17 protein-coding genes are annotated in these 21,506 nt (G+C 58.4%); 4 read left to right on the forward strand and 13 right to left on the reverse strand.

Annotation, left to right across the window (positions count from 1 at the left end; genetic code table 11):
- Window positions 1–44: 44 nt before the first annotated feature.
- Window positions 45–2,309, reverse strand: coding sequence for a DNA internalization-related competence protein ComEC/Rec2 (locus MHM85_RS01830; protein WP_239284001.1), 2,265 nt, complete (start codon window positions 2,307–2,309; stop codon window positions 45–47).
- A 97-nt stretch (window positions 2,310–2,406) separates the two neighbouring features.
- Here MHM85_RS01830 and MHM85_RS01835 point away from each other — a divergent pair, with 97 nt between their 5' ends.
- Window positions 2,407–2,958: a DUF2062 domain-containing protein gene (locus MHM85_RS01835; RefSeq protein WP_139527211.1), complete on the forward strand. Its 552-nt coding sequence runs from the start codon at window positions 2,407–2,409 to the stop codon at window positions 2,956–2,958.
- Window position 2,959: 1 nt separating this feature from the next.
- On the opposite strand, the gene MHM85_RS01840 is transcribed toward MHM85_RS01835, so the two are convergent.
- Window positions 2,960–3,661 carry an ATP-binding cassette domain-containing protein gene (locus MHM85_RS01840; protein ID WP_139527210.1) on the reverse strand — a complete coding sequence of 234 codons (702 nt, stop codon included), beginning with the start codon at window positions 3,659–3,661 and terminating at the stop codon, window positions 2,960–2,962.
- A 10-nt stretch (window positions 3,662–3,671) separates the two neighbouring features.
- A complete protein-coding gene (locus MHM85_RS01845; RefSeq protein ID WP_139527209.1) occupies window positions 3,672–4,913 on the reverse strand; it encodes a lipoprotein-releasing ABC transporter permease subunit in 1,242 nt (413 codons plus the stop codon).
- Window positions 4,914–5,112: 199 nt separating this feature from the next.
- On the opposite strand from MHM85_RS01845, the gene MHM85_RS01850 reads away from it, so the two are divergent.
- Both MHM85_RS01850 and MHM85_RS01855 read left to right on the forward strand, forming a co-directional pair.
- The gene (locus tag MHM85_RS01850; RefSeq protein WP_139527208.1) at window positions 5,113–6,183 is read left to right on the forward strand and encodes an agmatine deiminase family protein; all 1,071 of its coding nucleotides are present in this window, start codon (window positions 5,113–5,115) and stop codon (window positions 6,181–6,183) included.
- Between the two features lie 10 nt (window positions 6,184–6,193).
- Window positions 6,194–7,096 carry a carbon-nitrogen hydrolase gene (locus MHM85_RS01855; RefSeq protein ID WP_219861089.1) on the forward strand — a complete coding sequence of 301 codons (903 nt, stop codon included), beginning with the start codon at window positions 6,194–6,196 and terminating at the stop codon, window positions 7,094–7,096.
- A 113-nt stretch (window positions 7,097–7,209) separates the two neighbouring features.
- Here MHM85_RS01855 and MHM85_RS01860 read toward each other — a convergent pair whose 3' ends face one another.
- The 3 genes from MHM85_RS01860 to secA form a co-directional block, all read right to left on the reverse strand.
- A complete protein-coding gene (locus MHM85_RS01860) occupies window positions 7,210–8,166 on the reverse strand; it encodes a Nudix family hydrolase (protein WP_239284014.1) in 957 nt (318 codons plus the stop codon).
- Between the two features lie 75 nt (window positions 8,167–8,241).
- Window positions 8,242–9,471 carry a bifunctional glutamate N-acetyltransferase/amino-acid acetyltransferase ArgJ gene (gene argJ / locus MHM85_RS01865; protein WP_139527206.1) on the reverse strand — a complete coding sequence of 410 codons (1,230 nt, stop codon included), beginning with the start codon at window positions 9,469–9,471 and terminating at the stop codon, window positions 8,242–8,244.
- Between the two features lie 37 nt (window positions 9,472–9,508).
- Window positions 9,509–12,232, reverse strand: a complete 2,724-nt coding sequence (gene secA / locus MHM85_RS01870) for a preprotein translocase subunit SecA (protein WP_219861091.1) — start codon at window positions 12,230–12,232, stop codon at window positions 9,509–9,511.
- Between the two features lie 547 nt (window positions 12,233–12,779).
- Between secA and MHM85_RS01875 the strand changes: the two genes are divergently transcribed.
- Entirely contained in the window at window positions 12,780–13,250 is a 471-nt protein-coding gene (locus tag MHM85_RS01875; protein WP_139527203.1) for a DciA family protein, read from the forward strand.
- Window positions 13,251–13,362: 112 nt separating this feature from the next.
- Here MHM85_RS01875 and lpxC read toward each other — a convergent pair whose 3' ends face one another.
- The 7 genes from lpxC to murG all read right to left on the reverse strand — a co-directional run bounded on the left by lpxC (window position 13,363) and on the right by murG (window position 21,500).
- Window positions 13,363–14,274: a UDP-3-O-acyl-N-acetylglucosamine deacetylase gene (gene lpxC / locus MHM85_RS01880; RefSeq protein ID WP_139527202.1), complete on the reverse strand. Its 912-nt coding sequence runs from the start codon at window positions 14,272–14,274 to the stop codon at window positions 13,363–13,365.
- A gap of 156 nt (window positions 14,275–14,430) precedes the next feature.
- Window positions 14,431–15,615 (reverse strand): cell division protein FtsZ, encoded by a 1,185-nt coding sequence (ftsZ, locus tag MHM85_RS01885; protein WP_139527201.1) that lies wholly within the window; start codon window positions 15,613–15,615, stop codon window positions 14,431–14,433.
- A 34-nt stretch (window positions 15,616–15,649) separates the two neighbouring features.
- Window positions 15,650–16,939, reverse strand: coding sequence for a cell division protein FtsA (gene ftsA, locus MHM85_RS01890; protein WP_139527200.1), 1,290 nt, complete (start codon window positions 16,937–16,939; stop codon window positions 15,650–15,652).
- Between the two features lie 314 nt (window positions 16,940–17,253).
- Window positions 17,254–17,982, reverse strand: a complete 729-nt coding sequence (locus MHM85_RS01895; RefSeq protein WP_239377652.1) for a cell division protein FtsQ/DivIB — start codon at window positions 17,980–17,982, stop codon at window positions 17,254–17,256.
- A 22-nt stretch (window positions 17,983–18,004) separates the two neighbouring features.
- The gene (locus tag MHM85_RS01900) at window positions 18,005–18,943 is read right to left on the reverse strand and encodes a D-alanine--D-alanine ligase (RefSeq protein WP_153842881.1); all 939 of its coding nucleotides are present in this window, start codon (window positions 18,941–18,943) and stop codon (window positions 18,005–18,007) included.
- On the reverse strand, window positions 18,940–20,388 hold the full coding sequence (murC, locus tag MHM85_RS01905; RefSeq protein WP_153842919.1) for a UDP-N-acetylmuramate--L-alanine ligase: 1,449 nt from the start codon (window positions 20,386–20,388) through the stop codon (window positions 18,940–18,942). Before murC ends, MHM85_RS01900 begins: the two co-directional genes overlap by 4 nt.
- A 17-nt stretch (window positions 20,389–20,405) precedes the next feature.
- Window positions 20,406–21,500, reverse strand: a complete 1,095-nt coding sequence (gene murG / locus MHM85_RS01910; RefSeq protein WP_219861093.1) for an undecaprenyldiphospho-muramoylpentapeptide beta-N-acetylglucosaminyltransferase — start codon at window positions 21,498–21,500, stop codon at window positions 20,406–20,408.
- Window positions 21,501–21,506: the final 6 nt, after the last annotated feature.

Here is a 21,506-nt window from a genome sequence, read left to right on the forward strand (position 1 = left end):
CAGTAGTGTGCAGTGTCGGCGATTCTACCTGATGGTGGCCCGCTTCAACACCGCTGATGACCACCTGCAAGAACGCGCAGAGACCGCAGCTCAATAGGCTGTTGCGGGATAAGCGAAAAACGCAGTGCGCCATCGTGGGCAGTACTCCACAGGCAGCTCTTCTGCTGGCGAAAGCGACGCACCACCTCATCGGCGGGATGCCCGAACGGATTACCCCTTCCTGCGCTAAACACGACGTGGCTGGGAGAGGTATCGCGCACGAACTGAACGCTAGAGCTTGTCGAGCTGCCGTGATGCCCTGCCACTAGGACGCTTACCGGGCCATCGAGCTGGTTGAGCAGCTGTCGCTCGATCTGTCGCCCGACATCTCCTGTCAATAGCAAACGATGTTCGCCGACCTCTACCACCAACACGCAGGAGCGGTCGTTCGAGGAGAGCGCATTCTCCCCTTTCGGTGGCCAAAGGATACGGTAGCGAACACCGTCCTGTTGCCACTGCTGCCCCTGCTGGCAAGGGTGACTGTCCACCGGCAACACTTCCCCCTCAGGAGCCCACCACTGGCGGACGCGGTGTTCGGATAGCAGTGCTTCGATGCCACCGGCATGGTCGGTGTCCGCGTGACTGACGATGACTCGATCAATGAGCTGGCCAGGGGGCCACAGGCTTTGCAGAGGCATGAAGCCGCTACGAAAACGCGGCCCCGTATCATATAACATCCGATAATGGACGCTGCGCAGCTCGACCAACTGACCTTGCCCCACGTCATAGACGGTTACGTCCAGCCGTCCAGGGGCTAGCGTCGGCTCTCTAGGCCATAAGGGGAGTGTCGCGACGAGCGCCAGTGATGCGATACCCAGCCAACGCGGAATGGCGGGCAGCCCCCAGCACAGCGATACCAGCACTAGGCTACCCGCCAGGGGATAGACCATCGATGAGGGCGGCTGCCAAAGAGGTGCTGCATCGACCGCGAGGCGCAACAGCCAGTGGAACCCTCCCAACGCCTGCTCGAACGCCCACCACGTCAGCGCGCCCAGGCCAGGTAGCGGTGAGAGTAGCCAACCAAGCAGCGCGCTAGGCACCATTATCGAGCTAACCCACGGCACGGCGATCAGATTGACCAGCGGCGCCACGGGGGCTACTCGCCCGAATGCCAGCAGCACTGCAGCGGCCATCAACGGCGCGAGCAACAGTTGCGAACGCAGCAGCGCCCAGCACCACCCCCTTATTCCCACGGGTCGGGGACGCCCTTGCCATAAGAGAATGAGCCAGCCAACCGCCAGAAACGATAGCCATAGCCCTGGCCGCCAAAGCGCGAGAGGATCGAAGAATAGTACCAGCGCTAAGGCTAACCACCACGCCTGCCAGGAGCCGGGGGCATGGCGTCCACTAAGCACCCATAGACCCAGCAGGGTCATGATCATCGCCCGCATCGCCGGGGGTGCCAGTCCCGCCAGTGCCGCATAGGCAATGGCCGCTGCCCCCGCCAACCACCAGGGCCATGTTCGCAGGCGCCAATCAGTGGGTGTTATCAGACGGGCGCCATAGCGACCCAATAGCAGCACGAAAGAGGCCACCAACCCCACGTGAAGGCCAGAAATCACCACCAGATGCGTGGTCCCCGTAGCGTTCAACAGCGTCCAGTCGTCTTGCGTGAGCTGTTCGCTATCGCACAGCGTCAATGCCGCCAACCACCGCTGGGTGCGAGGCGCCAAAGGACTCTGTGCCAAATAATCCTGCGCCCAAGACCGCAATCGGGGCGTCGCCGCAGCCAGCTTCTGGGGCGCAGGATTCGCGCGTACGTAACCCGTGGCATGTATCCCTTCGCGCCACAGCCACTGCTCGTAATTGAACGTATGCGGATTGAGAAATCCAGAGGGCGGGCGCAGCCGCACGGTCATCCGCCAGCGCTCGCCTGGGGTGAAAGCATGGTCGTATGCGCTAACCCTGACACTTCCCAATCGCTCGCAACTAGGTAAGTGTCGAGGGGCCGTACAGCGTTCGACCTTCAAGCGCAGCCGCCTTGCGCCCGGCTGCTCTTGCACCTCAGTGATGTAGGCGTCGATGACGATATCCTGCCCGCTCAGTCCGACGGGCAGTTGGCGTGACCACTCTTGCTGAATGCTCACCGCAACGACTGCAGCAATGAACAGCCACGGTAACGCGTTAGGACGAGAAGCCAGACACAGCAGCACGCCCATGCCCATGACGGATGGAAGCCACCATGGGCCGCTCTGCGCCCCGGTCCACCACGCGAAAAAACCGCCTATCAGCGCCGCGACTGCCGCGGGCATCGCGATGCCTTGGCCCATGCACCCCTCCCTGGTGGCTCACCATTCCTGCATGCGCCATAGCCGAAGCCCTGCGCGATATGGATAATAGCAACAACTTATTTCAAGAGTACCTGACATGCCGCGCCGTTTCCTGCAGCGCTACATGCCAAAGCCCGACACATTAAAGCGTCAGCGCTCGCTGCGCTTCATTGCACCGCTAATTGCGGACCCGGGCCTATGGCTACTGACCCGACGCAGCGTGGCCAACGCGTTCAGCGTCGGGTTGTTCTGTGCAATGCTGCCCATCCCCTTTCAGATGGTAGTGGCAGCATTGGGCGCGCGGCTGAGCCGTTGTAACTTGGCCCTCTCGGTCGGCCTGGTATGGGTCACCAACCCGCTCACCATGCCGCTGATTTTTTACGTCAATTATCGCATCGGTACGTTTTTGCTAGGCGCCCCTGCGCGGGAGGCTCCTTCACGTATTTCGACGCGCTGGATTGCCGAGCAGATGCACGACATTCTGCCGCCACTGTTGCTGGGATCATTGATCACAGCCCTCGTACTGGCCATTGTTGCGAACATCGGGATTCGCTTAATCTGGCGCTGGCACGTCTCCCATAACTGGAAACGCCGCCGCCTTAAAAGACGGCGGCGCCGAGCCCGCATCGAATCGGAGTTTGATGATTGACTCACCTCGCCTGAGCCACCAGGCGGCCTCCATCCAACTTCATCACCCGATCTTGGTGGGCGGCAAGGCTCACATCGTGAGTAACGATCACAAAGGCACAGGCGCTCTCCTTGGCCAGCTCGTCCATCAAGCTCAGAATGGTGGCAGCGGTAGCTTGGTCGAGGTTACCCGTTGGCTCGTCCATCAAAACCAGACTTGGGTCTGTGACGAGTGCTCGGGCAATCGCTACCCGCTGGCGCTCGCCTCCAGACAGCTCACCTGGCTTATGATCGGCGCGAGCCTTCATACCTACCCGCTCCAGTAACCGCATGGCACGCTGCTCGGCAGCTTTTTTCGACTGACCACGAATGATCAGCGGCAGTGCCGCGTTCTCGACGGCCGTGAATTCCGCCAGCAGGTGGTGGAATTGATATACGAAACCGATGTACTGGTTGCGAAAGCGGCCCAGTGCGGCTTCGTTCAATCCCGACAGCGGTTCGCCGCCAATCACCACGCTGCCTGAGCTGGGTCGATCCAGCCCTCCCAGCAAGTTCAACAGGGTCGTCTTGCCCGACCCGGAACTACCCACGATCGCGACGCGCTCGCCCGCGTGCACGGTGAGTTCGAGCTGATCCAGCACGGTCAGATCCTGTGGGCCTTCGCTGTAAACGCGGGTAAGCTCGCGGCATTCCAACATGATGGCGTTGGCGTTGGTTGGCGTCATCTGAGCCTCCTTATTCATAGCGAAGTACATCGGCAGGCTGAACTCGGGCGGCTCGCCATGCAGGGTAAAGCGTCGAGAGGAAGGTTAGACCAAACGCGGCCAGCACGATGTCACGCACGTCGCTCCACACCAACCGAGATGGAAGATCGCTGATAAAATAAACCCCCGCATCCAGGAACTGAATGCCAAAGGCACTCTCGAACCAGGCGATCAGGTCGGCAATGGTCAGCGCCAGCACGATACCCACCGCAACGCCAACAGCAATGCCGATCAATCCAATCGCCAGTCCCTGCACGATGAAAATCCCCATGATCGACCGCGGGGTGGCACCAATGGTGCGTAAAATGGCAATATCGGCGCGCTTGTCGGTGACCACCATCACCAGCGTCGAGACGATATTGAAAGCGGCAACGGCGATGATCACCGTCAATAGCAGCGCGATCATGCGCTTTTCCATCTGAATCGCTTGAAAGAGGTTTCCTTGGGAAAACGTCCAGTCGGTGCCACGATAGCCAGGGCCCAGCTCATTGACGATGGCTTGGGTTTCACTACCGGCAATGAAAAGGTCATCCAGCTCCAGGCGTAACCCACCCACTGCATCACCCATGCGAGCCAGCGTTTGCATGTCTTCAATGTTGGCATAGGCAAGGCTCGCATCGAGATCGGCCCCGACGCTAAAGATACCGCTCACGGTAAACCGCTTGAGTCGTGGAAATACGCCTGCCGGTGTAATCGAGGCTTCAGGCACCAGCAACGTCACACGGTCCCCTACTCCCACGCCCAACCGACGTGCAAGCATAGAGCCCAACACGACATTCCACTCGCCGGGCACGAGATCGGCCAACTCCCCCTGACGCATATGCTCGCCAATGATGGAGACGCGATCTTCCCAGTCAGGGTGAATGCCATTGACCATCGCCCCTTGATTACGGCCTCCGGCAGAGAACATGCCCTGTTGCTCGACGTAGGGCGCCGCACCGATCACCCGCTCACGCTGCATTAGCCGCTCAGCTAACGCTTCCCACTCCACCAGCCCTTCTTGGGATTCGATCTTAGTGTGGGGCACCATACCCAGAATGCGCGTACGCAGCTCGTGATCGAAGCCGTTCATCACCGACAAGACGAGAATCAACACCGCCACGCCCAGCATCAGTCCCAGCATCGACGTCAGAGAGATAAATGAAATGAAATGGTTCCGGCGTTTAGCGCGCACATAGCGCAGCCCCACCAGAAAAGGCAAACGATCAAGCATGACGACATTCCTTAATAATGGGCGTCCATGGTACGGTTTTTTTAGCATGGCTGCATGTGCAAACGCAGCCTTAGAGTGGCGGCTACCCACAGCGTTCCCTCGATGGTCAGTAACGCTTGCAAGTTGTGAGGCAACCCCCTAAATTGCGCCCGTTCCTCTTGCCCGCTGGGTAAGCTTATTCTGACTAGAGAGAGCACCGTTGACGTTGGCTACCCATACTCACCGCCTATTGCCCGAGTGGCATCCTCAAGATGGTCTGCAGCTCACTTGGCCCCGCCCTGACGGCGACTGGGCCTATATGCTGGCGCGTATCGAAGCCACGCTAGAGCGAATCGTACTGGCCACCGCGCGCTACCAGAAGGTGATCATTTGCGTGCCCGACGAGGCGACTTACCAGCGTCTGACCGCCACTTTCGAGGCGTATGGAATTCCCCAACAGCAATTGCTGCTCATTGTCGCACCCACCGACGATACCTGGGCGCGGGATCACGGGCCGATGACGGTGTTGGATGACGATGACCAACCGTTGCTGCTGGATTACACCTTTACCGGCTGGGGCGGTAAATTTCCCGCCGAGCGGGACAATCAGCTGACGCAGTGGCTGGCAGACGCAGGCGTATGGGCTTGTCCGGTGGCCTCGCGTGACATGGTACTGGAAGGCGGCGCCATCGAAACCGACGGCGAGGGCACACTGCTCACCACCGAAGCGTGCTTGCTGAATACCAACCGCAACCCGTCACTCTCCCGTGCCGATATCGAAGCGAGATTGGCAGACGACTTTGGTGTCGACCGAATACTATGGCTAACGCACGGGCACTTAGAAGGTGACGATACCGACAGTCATGTGGATACACTGGCTCGTTTTTGTAGCCCCACCACTATTGCCTACGTGCGCTGCGATGATCCCACCGATCGCCACTATACGGCCCTCCAGGCCATGGAACAGGAGCTAAAAGCGTTTCGTCAGCGTAACGGCGAGCCCTACCGGCTCGTTCCGCTTCCCTGGCCCCAGGCCTGTTTCGATCCTGAAGACGGTCATCGCCTGCCAGCCACCTATGCTAACTTTCTGATCATTAACGACGCCGTGCTCGTACCCACTTACGGAGATCCTGCGGATGTCACGGCCCTCCAGGCGCTGGCCGTGGCGTTCCCGGAACATACTCTGATTCCCATCGAGTGCGTCAGCGTGATTCGACAGCACGGCAGCCTGCACTGCTTAACCATGCAGCTACCCAAAGGTACGCTTGTGCCTGCGACCACTCACTCTTAAGGAGAGCAGCATGTCTCAGACACTCAACGTGGCGGTGATTCAACAAGCCGCATGGCCGGACAAAGCGCGCAGTCTAGCCGAAAGCGAAGCGGGCATTCGCAAAGCAGCGAGCCAAGGAGCACAGCTCGTACTATTACAAGAGCTGCACGCCACCCACTACTTCTGCCAATACGAAGACCCGGCACTGTTCGATCTTGCCGAACCACTGGACGGCCCCACCGGCCAGCGGCTAGCGGCACTGGCCAAAGAGCTGGATATCGTGCTGGTAGGCTCGCTGTTCGAGAAACGCGCAGCGGGGCTTTACCACAATACTGCCGTGGTCTACGACCGTGCTCAGGGGCGAGTGGGTCAGTATCGTAAGATGCACATTCCCGACGACCCAGGGTTCTACGAAAAGTTTTACTTCACCCCTGGCGACGCCGACGACACCCGCAAAGAGGGCTTTACGCCCATCGACACGTCCGTGGGGCGGTTAGGGATTTTGGTGTGCTGGGACCAGTGGTATCCGGAAGCGGCGCGCCTGATGGCGCTGGCGGGTGCCGAGCTGCTGCTCTATCCCACCGCCATTGGCTGGGACCCTAACGACGACGACGCCGAAAAGGCGCGCCAAAAAGAGGCGTGGACGCTCATTCAGCGAGCCCATGGCGTTGCCAACGGTCTGCCAGTCCTGGTGGCCAACCGCATCGGCCTTGAAGCGGATCACTCCGGCGTGGGCGACGGTATCGCTTTTTGGGGCGGTAGCTTTATTTGCGGCCCACAAGGCGAGCTGTTAGCACATGCGGGTGAAGAGACCGAGCAGTTGGTCGTAAGCCTGGATATGGCGCGTAGCGAAAACACCCGACGTATTTGGCCCTACCTGCGCGACCGCCGGGTCGACGCCTATGGCGACCTGACCCGCCGCTACCGCGACTAGGTATTTACTTCTCCCTAACAACTAATAACGCCTGCCCTGTGACCAGAGCAGGCGTTTTACTATTGGCGATCAGACAAGCGTACCTACAGCAAGAGTACCCACGGCAAAAGTACTTACTTCCAAAAATCGCGAATAGAGGCGATGCCTTGCGCGCCCACCGCGCGCGCGTGGTTGGCGTCGAAGCGGGTCATGCCGCCCAGCGCGAACACCGGCATACCGGCCCGCTCCACCAGTTGTTGGAAGTCGTGCCAGCCCATGGGGGCCACTTCCGGGTGCGAAGGCGTAGTGCGTAGCGGCGACAGGGTGACGAAATCACACCCCAACACGGCCGCTTGGGAGAGCTGCTTCTGGTCATGCGTTGATGCCGAAAGCCACTTGTTTTCGGCAATCGGGCGACGATCCAGCTCCATCAACCGCGCACTGGTCAGATGGATGCCATCGGCATCGACCTGTTCCAAGAGCGTAGGCTCACCGTTGAGCAGCAGTTTTGCCCCATATTCACGGCAAAGCGTGAGCGCACGCTCGGCACGAGCCACGTAGGCTGCCTCATCCAAACTTTTGGCACGCAGCTGAACAAGACGAATATTGTCTTCGCGCAGAGCGCGCTCGAGCAGCGCTGCGAAGCGCTCGTCGTCAGGCTCTTCACCGGTAATCAAATACTCAGTAGGTAGCATCACAGCGCGGAGGATCGGCAGGTTCGCTGCCGGGAACGGGTAGTTCACCAGCTCGTTCATCGGCACCCACCGCACCGCTTGACCCTCACGGCCAAACGGCTCGCCGGCGAACTCATGCACCTGCCATACGTCGAGCAAGATATGCTTATCAGGGTACTCATGGTGAACGCGAATGAGCGGCTGAGCACGGACGATCTCCACGCCCAACTCTTCATGCAACTCACGTTTCAGGCCTTCTAACCCAGTTTCATAGGGGGCCAGTTTACCGCCAGGAAACTCCCATAAACCGCCGTGATCGACGTTGGAAGGCCGACGCGCGATCAGCACGTGCTTTTGATCGGCGCTGATCATTGCAGCCGCCGCAACATGTACCCGTCGTTTTACCATTACACTCATTACGTCTAATCCACTTTGTGCGCACCGCCATGCTTGCACGGCGCTATCTCGCTGCGTTAGCACGTTGCCACAGACTTAGCTGCGGTAATCCGCGTTGATGGACACATAGTCATGGGACAGGTCCGAGGTCCACACAGTGGCCGCCTCGTCACCACGCCCCAAATTAATGCGAATTGTAATCTCTTCCTCGGCCATGACGGCACTGCCAGCTGCCTCGGTGTAGCTATTAGCACGGCCACCGTTCTCCACCAGTCGCACATCGCCCAAATCGATGACGACACGGCTGACATCGAACGACTCCACCGGTGCCCGTCCCACTGCCGCTAAAATACGCCCCCAGTTGGCATCGGAAGCATAAAGGGCGGTTTTGACCAGCGGCGAATGGGCCACGGTAAATGCTACGTCCAGCGCCTCTTGGCGCGTGCAGGCATCGTTCACCTGCAGGGTGATGAACTTAGTCGCCCCCTCGCCATCGCGGATGATCGACTGAGCTAGCTCGGTCATCACTCGCTGCAGTGCATTGCGGAACACGACAATATGCTCGTCGCTTTCGATACGCGCCCCCGTGCCCGTCGCTGCCAGCATGCAGGCATCGTTGGTAGAAGTATCGCTATCCACGGTGATACAGTTGAAAGAGCGATCCACCGTTTCCCGGAGTAGCGAGGCGAGTAAGGGCTGCTCAATCGCCGCGTCGGTAACGACGAATCCCAGCATGGTCGCCATGTTGGGTTTGATCATGCCCGACCCTTTGGTAATGCCGTTGATGGTCACCTGCTGGTCGCCAATCGCCACGCTAACCGTCGCGCCTTTTGCGCGAGTGTCAGTAGTAAGAATGCCTTCCCCTGCCTGCTGCCAGGCTTGACTTGAATCAGCCAACGACCCCAGCGCATTTGGCAAACCCGCCAAAAGGCGGGCCATGGGCAATGGCTCGCCAATCACGCCAGTCGAGAACGGCAGTACCTGGGTGGCGTCCACCCCGGCTTGCTCGGCCACCGCGGCGCAGCTGGCATAGGCATCCTGCAGTCCTGACTCACCCGTACCCGCATTGGCATTGCCGGTATTGATCAGCCAGTACCGGGCAGACAGACCGTTCTTTGCACACGCCTCAAGGTGTGTCTTAGCCACCACCACGGGAGCGGCACAAAACGCATTGCGCGTGAACACACCGGCGACGGTGGCCGCCTCAGGCAGCTCGATCACGACCATGTCACGGCGGTCCGGCTTCTTGATGCCCGCCTTTGCAGTCCCTAGACGCACCCCGTCAAGAGGTGGCAATTCCGGAAAGGGAAGATGTCCCACCGCCATGTTTTTCTCCTTTACGCTCGCTGACGAGAGCGCGTGATTAGCTCAATTTTCCGCAGCACTGCTTGTATTTCTTACCCGAACCACACACGCAAGGATCGTTGCGGCCTACTTTGGGATTTTCACGACGCAGCGGGCGACCGTCGGCACCGGGTGCGGCCTCGCCAGGCTCGGCATCGGGCGCATCGTGGCGGCTGGCAGCCGTGGCTTTTTCACGGGCCAGCTCTTCACGGCGCTTCTGCTCCAGCGCATCGACCTCTTCTGGCTGACGCACCTGAACGTGGCTGAGAATGCGCGTGACATCGGCTTTAATGTTGGTCAACAGATGCTGGAACAGCTCGAAGGACTCGCGCTTGTACTCCTGCTTGGGGTTTTTCTGTGCATAGCCACGCAAGTGGATACCGCGACGCAAATGATCCATGGACTGCAGATGCTCTTTCCAGCGGGTATCCAGCACTTGCAGCATCACTTGTTTCTCGAAGCGACGAATCAGCGCTTCACCAGCGGACTCGATCTTCGCCTGGTACGCGTCGCGATGCATGGTCTGCAGGCGCTCGCGCAGCTTCTCTTCGCTGAAGCGCTCATCCTCGTCCGCCCACTGCACGACCGGAGCATCGAGATTGAACTCCGTTTTCAGGTGCGCTTCCAGCCCAGGCAGATCCCACTGCTCAGCCAGACTTTGTGGGGGCACGTAGTCGCTAATCGCCTCCTCCATGACCTCCTCACGAATACCTAACACAGCGGCGGAGACATCGTCGGAGGCGAGAATTTCGTTACGCTGCTCATAGATGACGCGGCGCTGGTCGTTGGCGACGTCATCGTACTCCAGCAACTGCTTACGGATATCGAAGTTACGGCCTTCGACTTTCTTCTGTGCGCGCTCGACCGCGTTAGAGACCATTTTGTGCTCGATGGCTTCGCCACGCTCGAGCCCCAACGCCTGCATCAAACGCTTCACGCGATCCGAGCCAAACAGACGCATCAGGCTATCTTCCAAGGAGAGGAAGAAGCGTGTCGAGCCAGGATCCCCCTGACGCCCGGCGCGACCGCGAAGCTGGTTATCGATACGCCGTGATTCGTGCCGCTCGGAACCCACGACGTGCAGGCCACCCGCTTCCAAAACCGCATCATGGCGCTTTTGCCATTCGGCCTTGAGCGTATCGATTTGGGCTTGACTGGGGTTTTGCAGCTTGGCTGCCTCGGCCTCCCAGTTGCCACCCAACATGATGTCCGTTCCACGCCCCGCCATGTTGGTGGCGATGGTAATGGCACCTGGTCGGCCCGCCTGGGCGATGATTTCCGCTTCGCTTTGGTGCTGTTTTGCGTTGAGCACGTTAAATTTCAAGCCTGCATTACGCATCAGACGTGCGAGGTACTCGGACGTTTCGATCGACGCCGTACCGACCAGCACAGGACGACCCGCCTCTGTTTCTGCCTTGACGTCTTTGATGATGGCTTCGTACTTCTCTTCGGCGCTCAGGTAGACGAGATCATTGAAATCCTTGCGCGCCAACGGACGGTTGGTAGGGATGACGATGACGTCCAGACCGTAAATTTGACGGAATTCGAACGCTTCGGTGTCCGCCGTGCCCGTCATGCCCGACAGCTTTTCATACAGACGAAAGTAGTTCTGGAAGGTAGTGGATGCCAGCGTCTGACTTTCACGCTGAACCGTCACCCCTTCTTTGGCTTCGACGGCCTGGTGCAACCCCTCGGACCAACGACGCCCAGGCATGGTACGACCGGTATGTTCGTCGACGATCACGACCTGGCCTTCCGCGACGATGTAGTCCACGTCGAGGTGATAGAGGTGACGCGCACGTAGCGCCGAGTGCATGTGCTGCAGCAAGTTGAGGTTTTGCGCAGCATAAAGCGATTCGCCCTCCCCCAGCAGCCCCTCGGCCCGCATGAGTTCTTCGACCTTATTGTGTCCTTGCTCGGTCAGTTCTACCTGTTTCTGCTTTTCGTCGAGCACGAAATCGCCGCTCACTGGCGCTTCGTCATCTTCGGAGACTTCCCCCTGCTCGAGCTGCTGAGCCAAACGATTCACGATGCCGTAGAGGTCCGTATTTTCGTCCACCGCACCGGAGATGATCAGCGGTGTGCGCGCTTCATCGATCAAGATGGAGTCGACTTCGTCCACAATGGCGTAGTGCAAACCGCGCTGGACTTTGTCTTCCAGCGAGAACGCCATGTTGTCGCGTAGGTAGTCGAAGCCAAACTCGTTGTTGGTGCCGTAGGTAATATCGCATTGATACGCGTGACGCTTCTCTTCCCCCGTCTGTCCGGCGAAAATAACACCCACCGTGAGCCCTAGAAATTCATACAGGGGGCGCATCCATTCGGCATCGCGACGAGCGAGGTAGTCGTTCACGGTCACGACATGAACGCCTTTGCGAGTCAGCGCGTTCAAATAGACCGCGAGCGTGGCGACCAGGGTTTTACCTTCACCAGTCTTCATTTCGGCGATACGGCCGCGGTGTAGGGTCATACCCCCCACCATCTGCACGTCGAAATGACGCATCCCCATCACCCGCTTACTGGCCTCGCGCACCACAGCAAACGCATCGGGCAAGAGGCTGTCCAGCGTTGCCCCTTCGTCTAGACGCTGACGTAGTTCTGGAGTTTTTGCTTGAAGCTCTGCATCGCTTAGGCCCGCCAGGGTCTCTTCCAATGCATTGATGCTCTGCACACTTTTTTGCATGCGCTTGACTTCACGGTCGTTCTTGGAGCCGACCACTTTACGTAACAAATTATTAATCATGAAATTTCCAAATCATCGTGAGCGCCCCATCCAGGTACGCTCAGGTATCAGGCAAAAAGGGTGGTAATCAAGCGAGGCATTATCGAGTAGGCGGGCCACGGGGCGTCACGACATCGCTTGCGGCGACGAGCGGGAGCGCAAACGGAAGAAAAGGTAACGGGCGACGGAAAGATTGGGGCTCTCGTCGCGTTTGGCGATGAAACCAGCGGCGAAGCGCGCGCCGTTTCTTCGCGATCCAATGAGACTTCGCGCGAAGCATGGCAGGCATCCAAAAGCAGATGCAAACACCACGGTCGCTGCTTCTCAACGCGTCGGATGGGTGTAAACTAGCGGGTAGTAAACAACTCACCAGCAAACCAGCCAACCACCAACGCGCCAGGCCATAGCGTCGAGGACGCTTTAGCGAAGCGGATTCGATCTCTGACGTTGATGACATGCTGTGGACTGGCTCCTGAGCGTGTTAGGCTCTGTCTATTGGCGGTCAATCACAGGTGATGCACGTAGTAACCAGTACGACGCCACTCGCAACACCCTAGGAATCAAGTTGATGAGTATAAAGGTTAAGCGTTCTCGCGCACAGCCCATTGCCCAACTGCTAACCAAGTCAGGCGGCGTCGGCCAGCTCATGCGACAATCACGCTTGATCGATCAAGCACAGCGGCATCTCCGTGCTCATTTACCCGAAGAGATGCGTGAACATATTTTCGTAGGCGGTTTTAGCAATGGCCGCTTGACCCTCATCAGCGGGCAAGCGAGCTGGCTGACGTGGCTACGCTACGAACAATCTCGCCTGTTATCGCTGCTTCACCAGCTCCCTGGCTTTGAGGGAGTGACAGGGTTCACCCTTAAAGTGCGCCCCGTACGCCCCATCGAGTCACCCAGACGCTTCACGCGAACGCTTTCCGACAGTGCGGGCAAAACCCTGGCCGAATGCGCCAAAGACACTGACAGCCTCAGCCTCAAACATGCCCTGGAGCGCCTGGCCTCTCACGCTCGCCCGAAAGACACCAAAACGTAATTTAAAAGCGCCTCCCCTTACACGCAAAAAGCACCGCCGAAGCAGTGCTTTATAGATGGGGAGCCATGTCACGTTTTCAACTCAACGCCCCAGACATTTTTATTTTGACGAATTACGCCATCGCTGGAGCCGCATAAGAGATGGGTGCCACGGCTTTCTCTTCTTCGAACGTGACAATTTCATAGGCATCAGGCTGAGCCATTAGCTCACGGCACAGCTGGTTATTGAGCGCATGGCCTGATTTCACGCCGCGGAATTCGCCAATCAAACTATAGCCCAACTGATACAGGTCACCGATGGCATCTAGCACCTTGTGTTTGACGAACTCATCTTCATAGCGCAGGCCACCTTCATTGACGATACGGTAATCATCAACAACGATCGCATTCTCGAGGCTGCCCCCAAGAGCCAAATTGTTGGAGCGAAGGTACTCGAGATCGCGCATGAAGCCAAAAGTTCGCGCACGGGAGACTTCTTTGACGAACGACGTGGTCGAAAAGTCGATCAGCGCAGTTTGCTTCTGCTGCTCGAAAACCGGATGGTCGAAATCGATGGCAAACGACACTTTAAAACCTTGGTGAGGCAAAAAAGTGGCTTCTTTATCACCATCGGTCACACCAATGCGGCGCTTGATGCGAATGAATTTCTTGGCCGCCTCTTGCTCCAAAATGCCCGCAGACTGAATCAAAAAGACAAATGGGCTGGCGCTACCATCCATGATGGGCACTTCCGGGGCACTGATATCGACGTAGGCATTATCGATGCCCAAGCCCGCAAAGGCGGACATAAGGTGCTCGACGGTCGCGACTTTGACACCTTCATAAGAGAGCGCCGTGCACAGCGTGGTGTCTTCAACCAGTTCGGCACGGGCAGGCACATGTACCACGGGATCCAGATCGGTTCTGACAAACACAATGCCGGTGTTGGCCGGTGCCGGACGCAAAGCCATATGGACTTTTTTGCCGGAGTGCAGACCCACTCCAGTGGCGCGAATGACGTTTTGTAGTGTGCGTTGTCTGATCATAGGTAGTGGTCAAGCTCTAATGACGGCGGCTTGCAGCAAGCTGCTACAGGATCCGCAAAGGAAGAAAGTTATCAAACAGTGTTCACTTTAACAGCAAACGAGCGTTTTAACCAATAAAACTCTCGTTTGCTGCTGCAATGAACCCGATGGCGGGGGTTAATCCGCTTGACGACGCAGGAACGCGGGGATATCCAAGTAGTCGTCGGCATCCGCTGCACGACGCTTTTCAGCACGCGGCTTTGGCGCTGCATCGGGAGCTTCGGCGCGTGCCGTGGCTTGCTGGCGCATGACAGTGGGTTGCTGCAATTTACGATAATCGGAACCACCGGCTTCCGCCGCAGAGCGACGAGCCGGTTCTCGCGCCGCCGTCGCCTTGGCTTTGCTACCATCCAGTCCGGCCGCCACCACCGTAACGCGCAGCTCATCGGACATTTCCATATCGATGGAGGTACCCACCACGATGGTCGCCTCTTGAGATGCAAATTCTTGGACCGTTGCACCCACATCGTTGAATTCGCCGATGGAAAGATCCGGGCCTGCGGTAATGTTGACCAGAATACCGCGCGCGCCATGAAGATCGATATCCTCGAGTAGCGGGCTGCGAATGGCTTTTTCAGCGGCTTCACGGGCGCGGTTTTCCCCCGTAGCGCCGCCGGTCCCCATCATGGCCATGCCCATTTCTGACATGACGGTGCGCACATCGGCAAAGTCCACGTTGATGATCCCTGGGCTGGTGATCAGCTCTGCAATACCCTGCACCGCGCCCAGCAGCACATCGTTGGCTGCGCTGAACGCCGTCAGCAGCGTGGCGTTCTTGCCTAGGACCGACAGCAGCTTTTCGTTGGGAATAGTGATCAACGAGTCGACATGCTCGGAGAGCTCTTTCATTCCCTCTTCTGCCGCACGCATTCGCTTGGGCCCTTCGAAGGGGAAGGGGCGTGTCACCACGGCCACCGTCAAAATGCCAAGCTCTTTGGCGACTTGCGCTACGACGGGCGCCCCGCCAGTGCCGGTGCCGCCGCCCATACCTGCCGTAATGAAGACCATGTCGGCGCCGCTCAGCAGTTCGGCAATGCGCTCACGGTCTTCCATGGCCGCCTGCCGCCCTACTTCAGGGTTAGCACCTGCCCCGAGCCCTTTGGTGATTTCACCACCCAACTGCAGCACCGTCTTTGCCGATACGCGCTTGAGGGCCTGAGCATCGGTGTTGGCGCAAATGAACTCGACGCCTTCGATGTTGCTTTCGACCATATGGTTGACAGCGTTACCGCCACCGCCGCCAACGCCCACTACTTTGATGACCGCACTGCTCGAGGGTGCGTTATCTACCAATTCGAACATAAGCCCCGTCTCCTGAACCGCGCTTGCGGCCCTATCAGAAATTTCCTTTGAACCAGCCTTTGATTCTTGCCAGCGCCGAATGGCCATCCTTGATATCACGCCGGGCTAATTCGTTACGCCCTTTATGGGCCGCAACGCCTCCCCCGTGGCTTTCTAGGCCTTGCCCATGACGCGTTTCCTGCAGTGCATAATGCAGCAAACCAACGCCCGTCGCATAGATAGGATTGCGAACCACATCTGCCAAGCCTCTGACATTTTGCGGGCAGGCAATACGAACCGGCATGTGAAATATCTCTTCTGCCAGCTCGCTTACACCCTCCATGCGCGAAGTGCCGCCGGTGAGCACCACACCCGCAGCCACCATATCTTCATAGCCGCTGCGGCGTAATTCGTCTCTTACCAAGGTAAACAGCTCTTCGTAACGCGGCTCGACCACCTCTGCCAGCGCTTGGCGTGACAGATCTCTGGCCGGACGATCACCGACACTGGGAACCTTGATCATCTCATCACTTGCCGCTAACTGGGTTAGCGCGCAAGCATACTTCACTTTGATCTCTTCAGCGTGCTGCGTCGGGGTACGTAACGCCATAGCAATATCGTTAGTGACTTGATCACCGGCAATGGGAATCACCGCCGTATGACGAATGGCACCTTCGCTGAAAATCGCCATATCGGTCGTGCCGCCACCAATATCGACCATGCACACCCCGAGCTCTCGCTCGTCTTCGGTCAGCACGGCCATACTCGACGCCAGCTGTTCGAGAATGATCGCGTCGACATCCAAACCACAGCGTCGTACGCACTTCTCGATATTCTGGACGGCGTTGAGGGCTGCCGTGACCAAATGCACTTGCGCTTCCAGACGAACGCCCGACATGCCCAGCGGCTCTCGGATGCCCCCTTGGGCGTCGATCGAGAACTCCTGAGGCAATACGTGCAGTACGCGTTGGCCTTCGGAGATCGCCCGCGCGCGAGCAGAATCGATCACCCGGTCGATATCGGACGGCGTCACTTCACGCTCTTTAATGGCCACTACGCCATCGGAGTTCATCGAGCTAATATGACTGCCCGCCACACCCACATACACCGAGTGGATATCGCAACCTGCCATCAACTCCGCCTCTTCGACAGCACGTTGAATCGACTGAACCGTTGATTCGATGTTGATGACGACACCACGCTTCATGCCGCGCGACGGATGAGAACCGATACCGGCAATTTCAATTCCACCGTCATCGGTGGGTTGACCGACTATTGCGACGACCTTGGACGTTCCAATGTCCAGCCCGACAACCATATTGGATGCGTTGGGTGAGCCTGCCATGAGTCGGTAAATCTCCTTGCCATTGTTTTAATGAATACGGCGGGTACATTATTTGCCTGAGCAAAAAAGAGCTTCCGCCAAATTAAAATTAGTAACGTTAAACTTGAAACTCGCTGATGCGGGTTAACCGCTGACTGGATAATAAAAACAGACCCACAGCTCCGCTCGACACATAGTATAGAAACAATAGACGCTATACGACTAGTCCGTACCCACGATAATTGGCTTTAGCCGCAATTTAAACCCCATTTGCGGCTTTTTCAGCGTTGGCGATCACTCACCTTTACCCGCTTTTTGCACATTGTCATCGAACGTTACTCTGCACTGGGAGTGGACTCATTTTCCTGAAACTCTGTTTCTCCATGCCAAGCGACCGCTACTCCGTTAGGGTAACGCAAATCGATGTAACGAATATGATCACTGACATTCGCCAGCTCGCGCTGCCATGAGGCTGACAATCTCGCTAAACGCTCGCCGTGCTGGCGGCGACCCAGCATGACCCAGGCACCACTGGATAGCTGCAAACGCCAAGCTCCGCGCGGTTCTAACCGCAGCTGAGAGAGGGATAGCGATAACCCGGCAAAATGGGGTAACAAGCGCTGATAGTAAGCCAACACCTCTTCACTGCTGCCACTTGGTCCTGCCAAGTCGGGAAGCCCTGCCGGTACGGTTAGAGGCGCAAAAGCAAACGGCTCGCCTTCGGGATTCAAAAGAAAGTCATCGTTCCAGCGCGCCACTGGCGTCTGCTCTACCAGTTCGAACACCAACGCATTCGGCCACTCACGCGAGATTCGCACTTCATTGAGCCAGCCGATGGTGAGCGCACGGCGCCGAAGCTCCCCCAAGTCAGCCGATAGCCACGTTGCCTCTTGTACCAAGGGTGCTAACTGAGTGCGCAGATAGTCGGCGCTGACGTACTCCCATTCGCCTCGTATCGACACGCGCTCGATGGGGCGATCCAACCATAGCCATAGCGCTCGACCACCGGCACCCAGCAGCGGCGCCAATAGCACAACGCCCAACCATGCGTTGCGTTTTTTCATAACGTCCCTTTTACCGAGCCCATCATGATGCGCTGGCCGCTGAGAGGGCAGTCTGTAGGATCCGCAAGACCAACTCGTCGAAGCCAATACCTGCGTGGGCAGCCGCCTGCGGAACGAGACTATGATCGGTCATTCCCGGCACCGTATTGACCTCGATGAGCCAGAACTGACCTGACGTGTCACGCATGACGTCAATACGTCCCCACCCCTCGCCTCCTACAGCGGCAAACGCCTCTTTGCACAACGCTGCCAGGGACTGCTCATCCTCCCAGGATAGACCACAGGGTAAGTGATACTGCGTAGTGTTGGCGATGTACTTGGCTTCGTAGTCGTAGAAACCGCCTGGCACCTCGACGCGAATGGCAGGCAAGACATCATTTCCCAGCAGCGCTACGGTGTACTCATCGCCGACGACAAATCGTTCGGCCATTACACGCGCATCGAATTTGGCCGCCTCCGTATACGCCGCTCGAAGCTCTTCTTGGCTCTTGACGATACTGATGCCCAGGGTGGAGCCCTCATGCACCGGTTTGACCATCATCGGGAGCCCGAGCCGCTCGACCACAGCGACCCAGTCGGCGCGCTCGTCGAGCATGATGCACTCAGGCGTGGGCAGGCCTACGGCCTGCCACACCTGTTTGGTGCGCTGTTTATCCATTCCCAGCGCAGAGGCCAAGACGCCGCTTCCAGTGTAGGGTACGCCCAGCAGCTCTAGCGCCCCTTGAAAGGTACCATCCTCTCCACCGCGACCATGCAGCGCAACGAACACCGCGCTGGGATCCAAGCGCTCGAGCCCAGCGAGGCCGCCCTCTTTAGGGTCATAACCGATCGCGTCGACACCCTGTCGCCTCAGGGCAGCTAAAATCGCCGCGCCACTTTTGAGAGACACCTCTCGCTCGGCGGAAATGCCGCCATATACCACGACGACGCGCTCCAAGGAGCCGACTTGACTGCCGTTCATAACGCCACCTCATCCAACTCCAATCTGGCCTGCGCCAAACGTAGCGAAATACCGCCCACGTCCCCTGCCCCCTGAGTAATTAGGATATCTCCGGGACGTAACACGTTGGTCAGCAAAGCGGGCAGTTCATGCTTGTGCTCGACAAATAGCGGATCGACCTCGCCTCGCTGGCGAATAGAACCGGCTAGTGTGCGCCCTTCGGCTCCCGGCAGCACGGCTTCGCCCGCACTGTACACGTCCAAGAGCACCAGCGTATCTACTTGGGAAAGAACACGCACGAAGTCTTCGTAGAGATCCCGCGTTCGGCTGTAGCGATGGGGCTGGTAGAGCATCACCAACCGGCGGTCGGGCCAACCCGCTCGCACGGCTTGAATCACCATGTCGACCTCGCGGGGGTGGTGCCCGTAGTCGTCCACCAGCATGACCTCACCTCCCCCCGTGGGGGCAGGGAAGTGTCCATGCACTTGAAAACGACGTCCAACACCTGCAAACCCGGTAAGGCCCCGTTGAATCGCCTCATCGCTAACGCCTGCGTCCGTCGCCACTACGATCGCCGCCATAGCATTGAGCGCGTTATGCCGACCCGGCATGGCTAGTCGAATGGCCAACGGTGCAGCGCCACCTGGACGCAGCGCAGTGAACGACACTTCGCCACCTTGCTGTGCAAAATCGACGATACGGTAGTCGGCATCGTCATCGAAGCCATACGTCACGAACTGCCGTTTTACTTGCTCACATAAACCGCGCACATGCGGGTCATCTATGCACAGCACGGCCAATCCATAAAAAGGCAGATTATGTAGAAATTCGATGAAGGTGCTTTTGAGCCGCTCGAAGTCACCGCCATACGTCGCCATATGGTCGGCATCGATGTTGGTCACGATCGATACCATGGGCTGCAGGTGCAAAAACGACGCGTCGGACTCGTCGGCCTCGGCCACCAGATAATCGCCCTCGCCCAAACGGGCATTGGCGCCTGCACTCGTCAGCTTGCCACCGATGACGAACGTTGGGTCCAACCCTCCTTCTGCGAGTAGCGTGGCCGTCAAGCTAGTCGTGGTGGTTTTACCATGGGTACCCGCCACGGCAATGCCGTGGCGAAAACGCATCAACTCTGCCAGCATCTCGGCACGACGCACCACCGGCACCCGGTGCTCATGGGCCCAGCGTATCTCAGGGTTGGTTTCATCGATGGCGCTGGAGACGACGACCACGTCAGCCCCTCGAACATTTGCTTCTGCATGGCCGATCGCCACCGTGACACCGCACTGGCGCAGCCGCTCTACTACGGGGGATGCTTTCATATCGCTACCGCTGACTTGGTAGCCTTGGTTCGCCAATACCTCGGCGATTCCGCACATGCCTGCCCCACCGATACCCACGAAATGCAGCCGCTGAATACGACGCATACCGGGGCCCGACGGACGGACCCCTTGCGGCGGCATGTTAGTCACTGAATCGGTCACGCAGTTTCTCCTTGCTTCGCCAAGCCCAAACAGCCTGCTGCAAGACGCTCTGTAGCGTCGAGGTGCGCGGCCTGTCGCGCCTTCGACGCCATGTCTGCCAGCCTGTCAGGGTCTAATAATTCATCGAGTAATCGAGTCAAACGCTCCGGCGTGAGGGCCGATTGCACCACGCACTGCGCCGCTCCCGCCTTGACCAACACATCGGCATTGACACGCTGATGGTCATCGACAGCAAAGGGAAAAGGCACCAACAGGGCAGGCTTGGCGGCAGCCGCCAGCTCGGCCACTGTCAACGCCCCCGCACGGCAGACCACTAGATCAGCCCATGCGTAGGCTGCTGCCATATCATCAATAAAAGGGCTAACGTCCGCGACAATGCCCCGTTCCGCATAGGCTTGAGCCGTGGCGACATCACGCTCTTTACCGGCTTGATGACGAACATCGGGACGCCGCTCTGGCGGTAGCGCAGCCAGCGCTGCGGGAAGCCGCTCATTGAGCGCAACGGCACCCAGAGAGCCACCGACTACCAATAGCCTCAGCGGACGGCCCTCCAGCTCGGTCGTCTGTCTGGGGCACTCTCCCAACGCCGCGATATCTTCGCGCACCGGGTTACCGATGACCTCGGCGCGGTGGCCGAACGCATCGTCGAAAGCCGCATAGGTTCGAGTCGCCAGCCGAGACAGCACCTTATTGGTGAGACCCGCGACGGCATTCTGTTCATGAATGACCAGCGGCACCCGTGACAACCACGCCGCTAACCCGCCAGGACCACTGGCAAACCCCCCCAGACCCACGACGACATCGGGCTTGAAACGCTGAATAACACGTCGGGCCTGCAACACCGCCTTGGAAAGATTGAGAGGGGCTTTGCACCAGCCAGCGAGCCCTTTACCGCGCAGCCCTCCGATGGCAATGGTGTGTAGTAGAATACCTGCCTTGGGCACCAACTGATTTTCGATGCCGCGCGGGCTTCCTAGCCATTCCACGTCGACACCCTTGGCCTGTAACGCATGCGCCAACGAGAGCGCAGGAATGACGTGCCCGCCGGTTCCCCCGGCCATGATCAATATCCGTCGACGTGAGTTGGTCACTACAAA

It is taken from the genome of Halomonas sp. McD50-4 (assembly GCF_022348135.1).
Classification (GTDB): Bacteria; Pseudomonadota; Gammaproteobacteria; order Pseudomonadales; family Halomonadaceae; genus Vreelandella; species Vreelandella piezotolerans.

What these genes read in the sequence shown, in the direction of transcription:
- murC (WP_153842919.1), bottom strand. Translation starts at nt 20,388, where the DNA reads ATGCCGCCGCAAGGGGTCCGTCCGTCGGGCCCCGGTATGCGTCGTATT.
- MHM85_RS01860 (WP_239284014.1), bottom strand. Translation starts at nt 8,166, where the DNA reads ATGAGTGTAATGGTAAAACGACGGGTACATGTTGCGGCGGCTGCAATG.
- argJ (WP_139527206.1), bottom strand. Translation starts at nt 9,471, where the DNA reads ATGGCGGTGGGACATCTTCCCTTTCCGGAATTGCCACCTCTTGACGGG.
- lpxC (WP_139527202.1), bottom strand. Translation starts at nt 14,274, where the DNA reads ATGATCAGACAACGCACACTACAAAACGTCATTCGCGCCACTGGAGTG.
- secA (WP_219861091.1), bottom strand. Translation starts at nt 12,232, where the DNA reads ATGATTAATAATTTGTTACGTAAAGTGGTCGGCTCCAAGAACGACCGT.
- MHM85_RS01895 (WP_239377652.1), bottom strand. Translation starts at nt 17,982, where the DNA reads ATGAAAAAACGCAACGCATGGTTGGGCGTTGTGCTATTGGCGCCGCTG.
- MHM85_RS01840 (WP_139527210.1), bottom strand. Translation starts at nt 3,661, where the DNA reads ATGACGCCAACCAACGCCAACGCCATCATGTTGGAATGCCGCGAGCTT.
- MHM85_RS01835 (WP_139527211.1), top strand. Translation starts at nt 2,407, where the DNA reads ATGCCGCGCCGTTTCCTGCAGCGCTACATGCCAAAGCCCGACACATTA.
- ftsA (WP_139527200.1), bottom strand. Translation starts at nt 16,939, where the DNA reads ATGGCAGGCTCACCCAACGCATCCAATATGGTTGTCGGGCTGGACATT.
- MHM85_RS01900 (WP_153842881.1), bottom strand. Translation starts at nt 18,943, where the DNA reads ATGAACGGCAGTCAAGTCGGCTCCTTGGAGCGCGTCGTCGTGGTATAT.
- MHM85_RS01830 (WP_239284001.1), bottom strand. Translation starts at nt 2,309, where the DNA reads ATGGGCCAAGGCATCGCGATGCCCGCGGCAGTCGCGGCGCTGATAGGC.
- ftsZ (WP_139527201.1), bottom strand. Translation starts at nt 15,615, where the DNA reads ATGTTCGAATTGGTAGATAACGCACCCTCGAGCAGTGCGGTCATCAAA.
- MHM85_RS01855 (WP_219861089.1), top strand. Translation starts at nt 6,194, where the DNA reads ATGTCTCAGACACTCAACGTGGCGGTGATTCAACAAGCCGCATGGCCG.
- MHM85_RS01845 (WP_139527209.1), bottom strand. Translation starts at nt 4,913, where the DNA reads ATGCTTGATCGTTTGCCTTTTCTGGTGGGGCTGCGCTATGTGCGCGCT.
- MHM85_RS01875 (WP_139527203.1), top strand. Translation starts at nt 12,780, where the DNA reads ATGAGTATAAAGGTTAAGCGTTCTCGCGCACAGCCCATTGCCCAACTG.